We start from the raw sequence: 14,545 nt of genomic DNA, 5'->3' as shown, positions 1-14,545 counted from the left end.
CCTCGGCACAGCTCACCCCCCAGCGATCACCTCCGTTCGCCGCAGCGCAGGGGCCGCTGCCGGCGTGTTCAGGACCTCCAGGAGTCGGGCCGCCTCCTGGGCCACGGCCTCTCGGGCTGGTTTGACGTACTTGCGGGAATCGACCAGGGCCGGGTCCCCGTCCAGCGTCTGCCGTATCGAGCGGGTGAAGACGGAGACCAGATGTGTGGAGATATTGATCTTCGTCATTCCGGCGGCGATGGCCCGGCGCAGCTCGTCGTCCGGCACACCGGAGGAACCGTGCAGGACCAGCGGCACCGGCAGCGCCGCGCGCAGCGCCGCGATCAGGTCCTTGTCCAGCTCGGCGGTGCGCTCCCGCATCGCGTGGGAGGAGCCCACGGCCACGGCGAGCGCGTCCACCCCGGTGGCCCGGACGAAGGCCAGCGCCTCGCCGGGGTCGGTGCGCGCGCCCGGGGCGTGGACACCGTCCTTGCCGCCGACCTCGCCGAGCTCGGCCTCGACGTAGACGTCCCTCTCATGGCACCAGGCGGTGAGGGCGGCGGTGGTGGCGACGTTCTGCTCGTAGGGGAGGGCGGAGGCGTCCACCATGACCGAGCCCGCGCCGGCGGCCACGCCCTGGTGGACCAGTTCAGTGTCGGTGAGGTGGTCGAGGTGGACCGCGATCCGGGCGGTGGACTCCTCGGCGAGCGCCAGCGTCGCCTTGGTGAGGGGCCGCAGGCTGCCGTGGTAGCGGACGCAGTTCTCGCTGATCTGGAGGATCAGGGGGAGCCGTGTGCGTTCGGCTGCGGTGACCAGCGCTTCGGCGGTTTCCAGATGGATGACGTTGAAGGCCGCGGCGCCGACCCGCGCGTCACGCGCGGCATCGACGATCGACGCGGTGGGGACGAGAGGCATGGCGTCCTGACTCCTTTGCGGAGTGGGTGAGTTGGCGTCGAGGGGGTGGGGGAGGGGTGGCGGCGCGCGGCCCGTTACGGGTGCGGGGCCGGTGCGCCGTCAGGACGTGGCCGGCTCCTGGAGCATGACCGAGCGGGTCAGGCTGCGCGGGTTGTCCGGATCCAGGCTGCGGGCGCGCGCTCGCTCCAGGGCGACCCGCTGGACCAGCACCAGGTCGGCCAGCGGATCCCGGGCGTGGCACACGAAGCGCGCTCCGGTGCGGGCCACATCGGCCTCCAGTCCCTCCGGGGCCTGGCCGAAGAGCCAGGTCACCCGCCCCGGGGCGGCTATCGAGATGGGACCGTGGCGGTACTCCATCGCGGGATAGGACTCCGTCCAACTCTGCGACGCCTCGCGCATCTTCAGTGCCGCTTCGTTGGCCAGGCCGTACGTCCAGCCGGTGCCGAGGAAGGCGAACTGCTCGGCGTCCACCCACTCCTTCTCCACCGGCGCCGCGAGCGCCGCCTCGGCGTCGTCCACCGCCCGGGAGACATCGTGGCCGAGGTGGGCGCGCAGCAGGGTCAGGGCGGTGGTGGCGAAGCGGGTCTGCACCACGGACCGCTCATCGGCGAACGGGAGCGGGACCGTCGCGTCGGAGAGCTCGACGGCGGGAGTCTCCGTATCGCCGAGCACCGTCACCGTCGGGATCCGCCCCTTGACCGCTTCCAGGACCCGCAGGACCTCGGTCGTCGTACCGGATCGGGTGATCGCCACCAGCGCGTCATAGCCGCGGGCGTCGCCGAGGAACGCCTCCGAGGCCGGGAACGGGTCGGTGACCCCGAGGCCGGCGGCCTCGCGCAGCGCCGCGTAGGACTGGGCCATGAACCAGGACGTGCCGCAGCCGACGACGGCCACCCGCTGTCCGGGCCTGGGCAGCGGCCCGCCGGCGGCGCCGATCCGCGCGGCCTCCCGCCAGGTCTCCGGCTGGCTGCGCAGCTCCTGCTCCATGTACGAGGTCTCGCTCATGGCCACCCCTCCCGTGGTGTGTGACCGGCGATCGGCTGCGGGGCGGACTGCTTCGTCCGTGCCGCGCGGACGCTCGCTCGGTGCGATGCGTGTGCACTGTGAGTGAAGTGCAACTTTTTGCTTCGATGACGTTGACTGTACGCACTTTCGCTCAGCCGTTCCATCCCTCGTCCGAGTGATCGCTGTAGAGGGGGCGGCGGATGGTGGGACAGGTGCTGGCGGATTTGCGCGTGCGGGGGTGGCGCGAACTGGGCGTGGTGGGCAGGGCAAAAGCGAGGTAAGGAGCTGTTGACAACTGCGCGAAACGTGGCTGATATTCGCAAGATCAGTCATGGCCGGGCGCGAGGATGCCGGTCATGACGACGGTCCGGTGCTCAGCCACCGCGCCCGCAGTCACGCAGCAATGACGCTCCGTCGCACAAAGGACTTCCGATGTCCACTGCCCCGCTCTCCGCGCCGCCGCCGCGCCCGTCGTCCGCGACTCCGCGCCGCACCGGCCGGCTCTTCGCCCTCACCGGCGCCGTCGTCGGCGTCATCTACGGCTACGACACCGGCAGCATCTCCGGTGCCCTGGTCTTCCTGAGCAAGGACTTCCAGCTCACCGAGACCGAGAAGGGGCTGGTCAACAGCATCCTGGTGTTCGGCTCGATCCTGGGCGCGCTGATCGGCGGCAAGCTCGCCGACGCCCTGGGCCGCAAGGTCGCGATGCTGATCGTCGCGGGTTCCTACGCGGTCTTCGTCGCGCTCTCCGCGGTCGCCCCCACCGTCGAGGTGCTCGATGCCGTCCGCTTCCTGCTCGGCGTCGCGATCGGCATCTCGATCGTCGCGGCCCCCCTCTACGTCGCCGAATCGACCCCGGCCCGGATCCGCGGCGCCTCCGTGGCGGCCTATCAGGTGGCCACGGTCGTCGGTATCGTCCTGACCTACTTCGTCAACTGGGGCCTGTCGGGCGGCGGTCACTGGCGCTGGATGCTCGGACTCTCCGCGATCCCCGCCGCGCTCGTGGTGATCCCCCTCCTCCGCCTCCCGGACACCCCCCGCTGGTACGTCCTCAAGGGGCGCACCGAACGGGCCGCCGAGGTCATGGCGACCACCGACCCGGACGTCGACCCGCACGCCGAGGTCGCCGCGGTGCGGGCCGCGCTGGCCGAGGAGAGCGGCGGCTCGGTGCGGTCCCTGCTGCGCAAGCCCTACGCCCGCGCCGCGTTCTTCGTCGTCGGCCTCGGCTTCTTCTGCCAGATCACCGGGATCAACGCGGTGACGTACTACAGCCCGCAGATCTTCGAGGAGATGGGCTTCACCGGCAACGGCCAGAATTTCCTGCTGCCGTCCTTCGTGGAACTGGCCTCACTGGCCGCCACCGTGCTCGCGATCCTCATCATCGACCGCCTCGGCCGCCGGGTGGTGCTGCTCACCGGGATCGGCACGATGGTCGTGATGCTCGCCGTCCTCACCGCCGTCTTCGCCACGGGAGAGCTGCACGGCGCCACCACCTGGGTGGGCTTCGCCGCCATCCTCCTGTTCACCGCCGCCTTCAACTTCGGCTTCGGCTCGCTGATCTGGGTCTACGCGAGCGAGGCGTTCCCCGCCCAGCTGCGCTCCACGGGGGCGTCGGTGATGCTCACCGCCGACCTGGTCGCCAACCTCCTGATCGCCCAGTTCTTCCCCTCGCTCATGGCGAAGGCAGGGGCCGCCGCGACCTTCGCCGGCCTGGGAGTGCTCGCTCTCGGCGCCCTGGTGTTCGCCGCCCTCACGGCCCCCGAGACCAAGGGCCGCCAGCTGGAGGAGATCCAGGAATACTGGCGCAACGGCGGCAGCTGGCCCGCCCCGGCCCCCTCCGCCCGGGTCAGTGCCGGACCGCTCGACGGTCCCGCCGCGTCCCCGGCCTCACCTTCGTAGGACGGCGGCGAACGGCGAGGGCCCGGCCCGCCGGGCGGTTCCGGCGGCCGGGCCACGGGGACGGCGGCTCAGGAGGGGAGCTGCTCCTGGTAGTCGGCCAGGGCCGGGGCGGTCTTCGTCGCCACGAATTCGGTGATCCGGTACTCGCACGTCCCGCCGAGGACGAACGGGTCCTGGGCGGTCAGCTCCTCGACGGCCGCCCGGTCCAGCCCGGCGGCGAGGATCACGCCCCCGTCGCGCGGGTCCTTCCGCCCGGACGCGAGGAAGTGCCCGGCGGCGTAGCCCTTTTCCAGCCAGGCCACATGGTCCTGGAGAAGGGCGTCGACGCGGTCGAGCGGAGCGGTGTAGGTCAGTTCCAGTACGAACATGGCGGAAAATATACGCCTGCCGCGGGGGAACGGAAGTTCGGTAGCGTGGCGGGCACCATGAACACTTTCGGAACCGTCTCCCGCGCCGACGAGCTGCGGAACTGGCCGGCGGACGAGGCCGCGGCCCGCGCGGTCCAGGACCGGCTGCGCGCCCGCGTACGCCTCGACGAGCCCGGACCTGAGCCGGGCTTCGCGGGCACCGTGGCCGGGGTGGACGTCGCCTACGACGACGAACGGGACGTGGTCGCCGCGGCCGCCGTCGCCCTCGACGCCCGCACCCTCGCGGTCGTCGACGAGGCCACCGCCGTCGGCCCGGTCTCCTTCCCGTACGTCCCCGGGCTGCTCGCCTTCCGGGAGATCCCCACGGTCCTGGCCGCCCTGGACCGGCTCGCCCGGACACCCGGCCTGGTGGTCTGCGACGGCTACGGGCTCGCCCACCCGCGCCGCTTCGGACTCGCCAGCCACCTCGGGGTGCTCACCGGACTGCCCACCATCGGGGTCGCCAAGAACCCCTTCGCCTTCCGGTACGAGGCCCCCGGCCCGGAGCGCGGCGCCACCTCGCCCCTGGTGGACGACACCCCGGCCGGCCCGGAAGAGGTGGGACGCGCCCTGCGCACCCAGCGGGGCGTCAAACCGGTCTTCGTGTCGGTCGGCCACCGGGTCGACCTCGACCGGGCCTGCGCCCACACCCTGCACCTGGCGGCCGCCTACCGCCTCCCGGAGACCACCCGGGCCGCCGACGCGCTGTGCCGCAGGGCGCTGGCGAGCGCCTGACGGCCGCCGGGCCGCTATCCGCGGACCACCCGGAAGGTGATCCCCGCGTCCCTCAGGCGCCGGGTCAGCGCGTCCCCCATGGCCACCGCCGTCGTCACCTGGCCCGCCGTCTCCGGGAGATCGTCGAAGGCCAGACTGAGCGCCGCCTCGGCGAGCATCTTCGCCGTCTCGTCGTAACCGGGGTCGCCGCCCGCGACCTCGGTGACCAGGCGGGTGCCGCCCCCGGAGGCCACGAACCGCACCTTGAACCAGCTCCGGGCCCGCCGCTCCGGACCGGGCCCCTCGCCCGGCCGCAGCCGTCCGGACAGCCGGCGCCGGACCGCCGGCACCTGGGCGAGCGCCGAGACCGCCCCCGCGCCCACCGCGCCGGCCACCGCGGTCGGCAGCCGGCGCACGCCCGCGTAGTGGCGGTACCGGAAGTCGGGACCGTAGCGGTCCAGGGCGGCGGCCGAGCGGGCCACGATCCGCGGGTCCAGGGTGGGCAGCGGCACACCCCAGGTGCCGGTCTCCCGGCTCCGCACGGGCGGCCCGAACGGGGCGCGCACGGTGCGGCCGGCGGGCCGCGGCTCGACCCGCCGGCGGGCCCGCGCGGCGCGCGCCATGGCGGCCGGCCGGGAGACCGCGGTCAGCGCGGACGCCAGCGTTCCGCCGGAGAACGCGGCATTGGTCCGTACGAAACCGTCGACGCGCAGCGGGACGCCCTCCGGCAGCAGCCCCACCGTGTACAGCACCCCCAGGTCGTACGGGACGGAGTCGAAGCCGCAGGCGTGGACCAGCCGGGCCCCGGAGGCGCGGGCCGCGGCGTCGTACCGCAGGTACATGCGGTCCACGAACTCCGGCTCCCCTGTGAGGTCCAGGTAGTCGGTGCCGGCCTCGGCGCAGGCGGCGACCAGCGGTTCGCCGTGCAGCAGGTAGGGGCCGACCGTGGTGGCCAGGACGCGGGTGGCGGCGGCGAGGGCGCGCAGCGAGTCCGGGTCGGTGCTGTCGGCGCGGAGCAGCGGCAGGTCCGCACAGGCCGGGTTCACGGCCGTCAGCCGCTTCCGCAGCCGTTCCAGTCCGGCGGTGTCGCGTCCGGCGAGCGCCCAGCGGCAGCCCTCGGGGGCGTGCCGGGCCAGATACTCCGCGGTGAGCGCACCGGCGAACCCCGTCGCTCCGTACAGAACGAGGTCGTGGTCGCGTCCTAGGATGTCGTGCCGTGGCATCGGTGTCCTCTCCTGGCCGGGTTCCGGACCCTACCGAGGGGCCGTCAGCCGCCGGACATCCGGGGGCGGTCCGCGGCCCCGGGAGCACGTGCCGTGGTGACGCGGCCGCGGTGTCTCATTCCGTACTGCCGCCGTGCCGCCCGAGCGCCACCCCGCGGACGCCGTCCAGCTGCGTCAGCGCCTCGACCAGGGGATGCGCCGAGCCGGTGCCCTCCAGACGCAGCAGCACCTCGGCCGTGACCCGGGCATCGCCTCCGCCGGTCTCCACCTGGACGTCGGTGACCCGGAAGCCGCTGCCCGTGCACATCTCCAACATCCGCCCCAGCAGACCGTGTTGGGCCTGGTAGGTGAGGCGCAGCTCGATCCGGTCGAAGGCCGGGCCGGAGGCGATCCGGTCCGAGATCCAGGAGAAACCGCGCACGACGAGGAAGTGCACCGCCGTCGCGCCGATCGCCAGCAGCGGCAGCCCACCGCCGCACGCCATGCCGATGGCGCAGGTCAGCCAGATGGTCGCGGCCGTGGTCAGGCCCCGGACGGCGTCCTTCCGGACGAAGATGAGGCCGCCGCCGATGAACCCGATGCCGGAGACGACCTGCGCGGCGACCCGCGACGGGTCCAGCGCCACGCCGTCGGCGCCGAGCAGCGCCCCGAAGCCGTGGATCGACACCTCCATGAACAGGGCGCTGCCCACCCCGACGAGGGTGTGGGTGCGCAGCCCGGCGCTTTTCTGCCGGGCCTCCCGCTCCAGGCCGATCAGCGAGGACAGCAGCAGGGCCAGGGCCAGCTCGGCGAACTGGCGCAGTCCCTGGCCGGCGTGGATGTCGAACAGTGCGGCGGCGTGGTGAGACATGAGGGCATTGTCCCTCCGCCGGCCCGGCGTACGGCGCTGCGCGGGCCGTTGTCAGTGGTCGCGGTTAGCGTTGAGGGCGATGGGCGGCGCGGGCGTCGCGCGGCCCGCGGACGGGCACCGCGCGCGGTGCCGGGCGGGGGAGCGGACATGGAGGAGACGATGGCGCAGGCGGCGCGGCCGGCGGCGGAGCGGACGCGGGTGCGCACGGGCGCGCCCCGCCGCCGAATAGCGCCCGCGCGGTTCATCGACCGTCCTGGCGGGAGTTAGCGGCGCGGCAGTGGCAGGCGCGCGCGAAGGCCCGTGGCGGCGATGGCAGTTGAGCATCGCCGCCACGGGCCTTTTCCGACAGCCGGCCACCTGGCACGGGGGTCTTGTGGAAAGTGGAACACGTTCTTAACATCACGGGTGTTACATCAGAAGTGTCACAGCGCGGAAGAAGGCAGAGGGGCGCGATGGCGCAGTCAGCGGACGGCCCGCTCGCCGGGGTGCGGGTGGTGGAGCTCGCCGGTATCGGCCCCGGCCCGTTCGCGGCCATGCTGCTGGCCGACCTCGGCGCCGACGTCGTACGGGTCGACCGGCCCGGCGGCGCGGGGCTGGGCATCGACCCGGCCCGCGACGTCACCAACCGCAACAAGCGCTCGGTGGTGGTGGATCTGAAGCGGCCCGAAGGGGTCGAGCAGGTCCTCGCCCTGGCCGGCCGCGCCGACGTCCTCATCGAGGGCTACCGCCCGGGCGTGGCCGAGCGCCTCGGCGTCGGCCCCGGCGCGTGCCTGGCGCGCAACCCCCGCCTGGTCTACGGCCGGATGACCGGCTGGGGCCAGCAGGGCCCGCTCGCCCACACCGCCGGGCACGACATCGGCTATATCGCCCTCACCGGCGCCCTCGGCATGATCGGCCCGCCGGACGGCCCGCCCGCCGTCCCCGCCAATCTCCTCGGGGACTACGCCGGCGGCTCCCTCTATCTGGTCATCGGCGTCCTCGCCGCCCTCCGGCACGCCCGCACCGAAGGCGGCGCGGGCCAGGTCGTGGACGCCGCGATCGTGGACGGCACCGCCCATCTGACCGCGATGATCCACGGCATGCTGGCGGCCGGCGGCTGGCAGGACCGCCGCGGCGCCAATCTGCTCGACGGCGGCGCCCCCTTCTACGGCGTGTACGAGACCGCCGATGGCGGGTACATGGCCGTCGGCGCGCTGGAACCCCGCTTCTACGCCGAGTTCGTCCGGCTGCTCGGCCTCGGGGACGACGCCCCCGGGCGGGACGACCTCGCCGCCTGGGACGAGCTGCGCGCCGCCATCGCCGCCCGGTTCCGGACCCGTACGCGACAGGAGTGGACGGCGGTCTTCCAGGACTCCGACGCCTGCGTGGCCCCCGTGCTCTCGCTGCGCGAGGCCCCCGCGCACCCGCACCTCTCCGCCCGCGGCACCTTCACCGAGCACGCCGGCCTGACCCAGCCCGCCCCCGCGCCCCGCTTCTCCGCCACGCCAGGGACGCTCCGCAGACCGCCCGCCCGGCCCGGCGCCGACACCGACGAGGTCGCCCGCGACTGGGACGTGCCCGCCCTCGCCGCCCCGGACGGCGCCCGGCGCCCCACCACCCCGGAGGAGGCGGCCCGCTGATGGACGCGCTCACCGCCCTCCCGTACGCCGGCGGCCCGCACCCGGCCGCCCCGGTCCGCCCGCGGCGAAGAGCCCGGCCCGCGGCCCCCGCACCCCGGCTCCCGGGCAGCTCCGCCCGCCCTCAGCACCGCACCCCCGAAGGGACAGCAGAGTGAAGCGCCAGATCTTCACCGAGGACCACGACGCCTTCCGCGAGACGGTGCGCACCTTCCTCGCCAAGGAGGTGACGCCGTATTACGCCCAGTGGGAGAAGGACGGCATCGTCAGCCGGGACGCCTGGCGGGCCGCCGGCCGCCAGGGGCTGCTGGGCCTGGCCGTCCCCGAGGAGTACGGCGGCGGAGGCACCGGCGACTTCCGCTACAGCGCCGTCCTGGCCGAGGAGTTCACCCGCGCCGGCGCCCCCGGCCTGGCCATCGGCCTGCACAACGACATCGTCGGCCCCTACCTGACCTCGCTCGCCACCGAGGAGCAGAAGCGCCGCTGGCTGCCCGGCTTCTGCAGCGGCGAGACCATCACCGCCATCGCCATGACCGAGCCCGGCGCCGGCTCCGACCTCCAGGGCATCCGCACCGCCGCCGAGGACCGCGGCGACCACTGGGTGCTCAACGGCTCCAAGACCTTCATCTCCAACGGCATCCTCGCCGACCTCGTCATCGTCGTCGCCCGGACGACCCCCGAGGGCGGCGCGCACGGCCTGAGCCTGCTGGTCGTCGAGCGCGGAATGCCCGGCTTCGAGCGCGGCCGCAACCTCGACAAGATCGGCCAGAAGTCCCAGGACACCGCCGAGCTGTTCTTCCGCGACGTCCGGGTCCCCAAGGAGAATCTGCTCGGTGAGCTCAACGGCGCGTTCGTCCACCTGATGACCAACCTCGCCCAGGAGCGGATGGCGATAGCCATCGCCGGTATCGCCGGCGCCGAGCACGTCCTGGAGCTCACCACCCGCTACGTCAAGGAGCGCGAGGCGTTCGGCCGGCCGCTGGCCAAGCTCCAGCACATCCGGTTCGAAATCGCCGAGATGGCCACCGAGTGCGCGGTCACCCGCACCTTCCTCGACCGCTGCATCGCCGACCACTCCGCCGGCACCCTCGACGCCGTCCACGCCTCCATGGCCAAGTGGTGGGCCACCGAACTCCACAAACGCGTCGCCGACCGCTGTCTGCAACTCCACGGCGGCTACGGCTACATGACCGAATACCCCGTCGCCCGGGCCTTCACCGACGGCCGGATCCAGACCATCTACGGAGGGACGACCGAGATCATGAAGGAGATCATCGGCCGCTCCCTGCTCGGCTGACCCTCCCCGACCGCGCCTCCCGGGGCCGTGACACCGGCGGCCGCACCCCGCGGGCCGGCGGACCCGGGCCGCCAAGAAAGGCTTCCCAGTGAGCACCGAAGCGTATGTGTACGACGCCATCCGCACCCCACGCGGCCGCGGCAAGGCCAACGGCGCGCTGCACGGCACCAAGCCGATCGACCTGGTCGTCGGCCTGATCCACGAGGTCCGGCGCCGCTTCCCCGGCCTCGACCCGGCCGCCATCGACGACATCGTGCTCGGCGTCGTCGGACCGGTCGGCGACCAGGGCTCCGACATCGCGCGGATCGCCGCGATCGCCGCCGGACTGCCCGACACCGTCGCCGGCGTCCAGGAGAACCGCTTCTGTGCCTCCGGCCTCGAAGCGGTCAACATGGCCGCCGCCAAGGTCCGTTCCGGCTGGGAGGATCTCGTCCTGGCCGGCGGCGTGGAGTCGATGTCCCGGGTCCCGATGGCCTCCGACGGCGGTGCGTGGTTCGCCGACCCGATGACCAACTTCGACACCGGCTTCGTCCCGCAGGGCATCGGCGCCGACCTCATCGCCACCCTCGAGGGCTACTCCCGCCGCGACGTCGACGAGTACGCCGCGCTGTCCCAGGAGCGGGCCGCCGCGGCCTGGAAGGACGGCCGCTTCGAGCGCTCCGTCGTCCCCGTCCGGGACCGCAACGGCCTGGTCGTCCTCGACCGCGACGAGCACCTGCGCCCCGGCACCACCGCCGATTCGCTGGCCGGCCTGAAGCCGTCGTTCGCCGCCATCGGCGACGCCGGCGGCTTCGACGCGGTCGCCCTGCAGAAGTACCACTGGGTCGAGGAGATCGACCACGTCCACCACGCCGGCAACTCCTCCGGCATCGTGGACGGCGCGGCCCTCGTCGCCATCGGCTCCCGGGAGGTCGGCGAGCGCTACGGCCTCACCCCGCGGGCCCGTATCGTCTCCGCCGCGGTCTCCGGCTCCGAGCCCACGATCATGCTCACCGGCCCCGCCCCCGCCAGCCGCAAGGCGCTGGCCAAGGCCGGGCTCACCATCGACGACATCGACCTGGTCGAGATCAACGAGGCGTTCGCCGCGGTCGTGCTGCGCTTCGTCAAGGACATGGGGCTCGACCTGGCCAAGGTCAACGTCAACGGCGGCGCGATCGCCCTGGGCCACCCGCTCGGCGCCACCGGCGCGATGATCCTCGGCACCCTCGTCGACGAACTGGAGCGCCAGGACAAGCGCTACGGCCTGGCCACCCTCTGCGTCGGCGGCGGGATGGGCATCGCCACCGTCATCGAGCGCCTCTGACCCTCGTCCCACCCACCACGGAGTACCGACCATGAGCGCACCCACCACCATCCGCTGGGAACAGGACGAGACCGGCGTCGTCACCCTCGTCCTGGACGACCCCGACCAGTCCGCCAACACCATGAACAGCGCCTTCAAAGCCTCCCTCACCGCGGTCGCCGACCGCCTGGAGGCCGAGAAGGACGGCATCCGCGGCGTCATCATCACCTCCGCCAAGAAGACCTTCTTCGCCGGCGGCGACCTGCACGACCTGATCGCCGTCACCCCCGACCAGGCCCAGCAGGCGTTCGAGGCGGGCAACGGCATCAAGCGCGACCTGCGCCGCATCGAGACGCTCGGCAAGCCCGTCGTCGCCGCCATCAACGGCGCGGCCCTCGGCGGCGGTTACGAGATCGCGCTGGCCTGCCACCACCGCGTCGCCCTCGACACCCCCGGCACCAAGATCGGCCTGCCCGAGGTCACCCTCGGCCTGCTGCCCGCCGCCGGCGGCGTCACCCGCACCGTCCGGCTGCTGGGCATCACCGACGCCCTGCTGAAGGTCCTCCTCCAGGGCACCCAGTACACCGCCCCGCGCGCCCAGGAGGCCGGCCTCATCCACGAGGTGGCGCGGAGCGAGGACGAACTCCTCGCCAAGGCACGGGAGTTCATCGACGCGCACCCCGAGTCCCAGCAGCCCTGGGACGCCAAGGGCTACAAGATCCCCGGCGGCACCCCCGCCCACCCGAAGTTCGCCGCCAGCCTCCCGGCGTTCCCCGCCAACCTCAAGAAGCAGCTCAACGGCGCCCCCTATCCGGCCCCCCGGAACATCCTCGCCGCCGCCGTCGAGGGCTCCCAGGTCGACTTCGAGACCGCCCAGATCATCGAGGCGCGCTACTTCACCGAGCTGGTCACCGGCCAGATCTCCAAGAACATGATCCAGGCGTTCTTCTTCGACCTCCAGGCCGTCAACGCCGGCCGCAGCCGCCCCCAGGGCAGCGCGCCGCGCACGGTCCGCAAGGTCGGTGTCCTCGGCGCCGGCATGATGGGCGCCGGTATCGCCTACGCCTGCGCCAAGGCCGGAATCGACGTCGTCCTCAAGGACATCACCCCGGAGGCGGCGCAGAAGGGCAAGGACTACTCCGCGGGCCTGCTCGCCAAGGCGCTGGCCAAGGGCCGGACGACCGAGCGGAAGCGCGACGAGCTGCTGGCCCGCATCACGCCCACCGCCGAGCCCGCCGACCTCGCCGGCTGCGACGCGGTCATCGAGGCGGTCTTCGAGGACGTCGCCCTCAAGCACAAGGTCTTCAAGGAGATCCAGCACCTCGTCGCCCCGGACGCGCTGCTGTGCTCCAACACCTCCACCCTGCCGATCACGCTGCTGGCCGAAGGCGTCGAGCGGGACGCGGACTTCATCGGGCTGCACTTCTTCTCACCCGTCGACAAGATGCCGCTGGTGGAGATCATCAAGGGTGAGCGGACCGGCGACGAGGCCCTGGCCCGCGCCTTCGACCTCGTTCGCCAGATCCGCAAGACCCCGATCGTCGTCAACGACTCCCGCGGCTTCTTCACCTCCCGCGTCATCGGCCACTTCATCAACGAGGGCGTGGCGATGATCGGCGAGGGCCTCGACCCCGCCTCCGTCGAACAGGCCGCCGCCCAGGCCGGCTACCCCGCCAAGGTCCTCTCCCTCATGGACGAGCTGACCCTCACCCTCCCGCGCAAGATCCGCGACGAGACCCGGCGCGCCGTCGAGGAGGCCGGCGGCACCTGGCAGCCGCACCCCGCCGACACCGTCATCGACCGCATGGTCGACGAGTTCGGCCGGCCCGGCCGCAGCGGCGGCGCGGGCTTCTACGACTACGGCGACGACGGCCGCCGGGCCGGCCTGTGGCCCGGGCTGCGCGAGCACTTCCGGCGCGAGGGCGCCGCGATCCCGTTCCGGGACATGCAGGAGCGGATGCTGTTCTCCGAGGCGCTGGACACCGTCCGCTGCCTGGAGGAAGGCGTGCTGACGTCCGTCGCCGACGCCAACATCGGCTCGATCCTCGGCATCGGCTTCCCCGGCTGGACGGGCGGTGTGCTCCAGTACATCAACGGCTACGAGGGCGGCCCCGGCCGGGAGGACCGCACCGGCCCGTCCGGCTTCGTGACCCGGGCCCGGGAGCTCCAGGCGGCGTACGGCGAGCGGTTCGCGCCGCCGGCGCTGCTGGTGGAGAAGGCCGCGAAGGGGGAGCTCTTCCGGGACTGATCCGGGCGGGCGGGGGCGGGCCGGCGCGGTCCGCCCCCGTGACCCCGCGCCAGCGGCGCCGCCTCAGTCCGTGCCGCCGCCGTCCTTGTCGCCGCCGTCCTTGTCGGGGCGCGTGCCGAGCCACTCCCGCAGCTCTTCCTTCATCGACCGCTGGAAGGCCGTGACCAGCGCCTGCACCACCATCGGCTGCATATGCGCCGACAGCGACTTCATCCGCGCCATCTCCTCCGCGTCCGGCCCCCCGTCGCGGTACGGCTCCCACACCTCGTCCTTGAAGAGGCGGCTGAGTTCCCGGGCCGCCGAGCGGGTGTGCTCGATGACGACGGTGCGCGCCGCCAGGATCGTCTCCAGCGCGATCGGCACATCCAGCAGCCGCGTCCCCAGGTGCAGCAGCCCCGGATCGACGCGGTAGACCCCCGGGTCCTCGGTGCGCACCAGGACGTTCATCGCCGCCAGCCGGTCGAGGTCCTCCTCGGTCAGCTCCCGGCCGACCCGCCGCTCCAGCTGCTCCCGGGTCGCGTCCTCGGCCTGGTCCGGGATCCAGCTCGCCACCAGCGCGCGGTGGATGGCCAGATCCTGGGCGCTCAGATCGGGCGGCAGCTGCGCCAGGTAGCGTTCGATCGCGGACAGCGTCATGCCCTGGTGCTGGAGCTCCTCGATCAGCGCGAGCCGCGAGAGGTGGTCCGGTCCGTAGCGGCCCACCCGGCGCGGCCCGATCTCGGGCGGCGGCAGCAGACCGCGGGTGCTGTAGAAGCGGATCGTGCGGACCGTCACGCCGGCGCGGGCGGCGAGCTCGTCAACGGTCAGACCGGGGGCGGACTCCATCATGTTCAACAGTATTGCTGTCTCACCAGAGGTGTGAAACCTCCGCGCGCCGCTCGGCATGCGCGCCGGGCCGCACGCCGGGCCCGCCCCGCCTGGCCGCAGCAGCGCATCAGGTCAAGCGAATATCGACGCCCGACGCGGAGACAGCGACCGAAAACTGGCGCACTCTCGCCCTTACCGAAGCTTCACCGCCGTGTTATCCGCCACAAAAACGGACAAATGCCTGGGTGAATCCGCGCCATGTGAGGTGGCACACAGACGGGGGCCCGCTCTTCGGGGAAGGTG

12 protein-coding genes are annotated in these 14,545 nt (G+C 73.0%); 6 read left to right on the top strand and 6 right to left on the bottom strand.

Annotated elements, in window-relative coordinates; all coding sequences use genetic code 11:
* Positions 1–12: 12 nt before the first annotated feature.
* On the bottom strand, positions 13–894 hold the full coding sequence (locus tag ADL22_RS09690) for a class II fructose-bisphosphate aldolase (protein ID WP_066975790.1): 882 nt from the start codon (positions 892–894) through the stop codon (positions 13–15).
* 99 nt (positions 895–993) lie between these two features.
* Positions 994–1,899 (bottom strand): SIS domain-containing protein, encoded by a 906-nt coding sequence (locus tag ADL22_RS09685; protein ID WP_066975788.1) that lies wholly within the window; start codon positions 1,897–1,899, stop codon positions 994–996.
* Between the two features lie 432 nt (positions 1,900–2,331).
* Here ADL22_RS09685 and ADL22_RS09680 point away from each other — a divergent pair, with 432 nt between their 5' ends.
* Positions 2,332–3,798: a sugar porter family MFS transporter gene (locus ADL22_RS09680; RefSeq protein WP_066975786.1), complete on the top strand. Its 1,467-nt coding sequence runs from the start codon at positions 2,332–2,334 to the stop codon at positions 3,796–3,798.
* Between the two features lie 68 nt (positions 3,799–3,866).
* Here the strand turns inward: ADL22_RS09680 and ADL22_RS09675 are convergent, their stop codons facing one another.
* A complete protein-coding gene (locus ADL22_RS09675; protein WP_066975784.1) occupies positions 3,867–4,166 on the bottom strand; it encodes a YciI family protein in 300 nt (99 codons plus the stop codon).
* A gap of 57 nt (positions 4,167–4,223) precedes the next feature.
* Between ADL22_RS09675 and ADL22_RS09670 the strand changes: the two genes are divergently transcribed.
* Positions 4,224–4,940, top strand: a complete 717-nt coding sequence (locus ADL22_RS09670; protein WP_066975813.1) for an endonuclease V — start codon at positions 4,224–4,226, stop codon at positions 4,938–4,940.
* A 14-nt stretch (positions 4,941–4,954) separates the two neighbouring features.
* Here ADL22_RS09670 and ADL22_RS09665 read toward each other — a convergent pair whose 3' ends face one another.
* Both ADL22_RS09665 and ADL22_RS09660 read right to left on the bottom strand, forming a co-directional pair.
* The gene (locus tag ADL22_RS09665; protein WP_066975782.1) at positions 4,955–6,142 is read right to left on the bottom strand and encodes a saccharopine dehydrogenase family protein; all 1,188 of its coding nucleotides are present in this window, start codon (positions 6,140–6,142) and stop codon (positions 4,955–4,957) included.
* A gap of 115 nt (positions 6,143–6,257) precedes the next feature.
* Positions 6,258–6,992 carry an MgtC/SapB family protein gene (locus tag ADL22_RS09660; protein WP_066975780.1) on the bottom strand — a complete coding sequence of 245 codons (735 nt, stop codon included), beginning with the start codon at positions 6,990–6,992 and terminating at the stop codon, positions 6,258–6,260.
* Between the two features lie 452 nt (positions 6,993–7,444).
* Here ADL22_RS09660 and ADL22_RS09655 point away from each other — a divergent pair, with 452 nt between their 5' ends.
* From ADL22_RS09655 to ADL22_RS09640, 4 genes are all read left to right on the top strand, one after another.
* Positions 7,445–8,611: a CaiB/BaiF CoA transferase family protein gene (locus tag ADL22_RS09655; protein ID WP_066975778.1), complete on the top strand. Its 1,167-nt coding sequence runs from the start codon at positions 7,445–7,447 to the stop codon at positions 8,609–8,611.
* Between the two features lie 151 nt (positions 8,612–8,762).
* Positions 8,763–9,905: an acyl-CoA dehydrogenase family protein gene (locus ADL22_RS09650; RefSeq protein ID WP_066975776.1), complete on the top strand. Its 1,143-nt coding sequence runs from the start codon at positions 8,763–8,765 to the stop codon at positions 9,903–9,905.
* 88 nt (positions 9,906–9,993) lie between these two features.
* A complete protein-coding gene (locus ADL22_RS09645; protein WP_066975774.1) occupies positions 9,994–11,208 on the top strand; it encodes an acetyl-CoA C-acetyltransferase in 1,215 nt (404 codons plus the stop codon).
* Positions 11,209–11,239: 31 nt separating this feature from the next.
* Positions 11,240–13,435: a 3-hydroxyacyl-CoA dehydrogenase NAD-binding domain-containing protein gene (locus ADL22_RS09640; RefSeq protein WP_066975772.1), complete on the top strand. Its 2,196-nt coding sequence runs from the start codon at positions 11,240–11,242 to the stop codon at positions 13,433–13,435.
* A 63-nt stretch (positions 13,436–13,498) separates the two neighbouring features.
* On the opposite strand, the gene ADL22_RS09635 is transcribed toward ADL22_RS09640, so the two are convergent.
* A complete protein-coding gene (locus ADL22_RS09635) occupies positions 13,499–14,263 on the bottom strand; it encodes a MerR family transcriptional regulator (RefSeq protein ID WP_066975812.1) in 765 nt (254 codons plus the stop codon).
* Positions 14,264–14,545: the final 282 nt, after the last annotated feature.

This window comes from Streptomyces sp. NRRL F-4489 (assembly GCF_001509485.1).
Lineage (GTDB): Bacteria > Actinomycetota > Actinomycetes > Streptomycetales > Streptomycetaceae > Streptomyces.
This window is presented reverse-complemented; position numbering and strand designations above follow the sequence as displayed.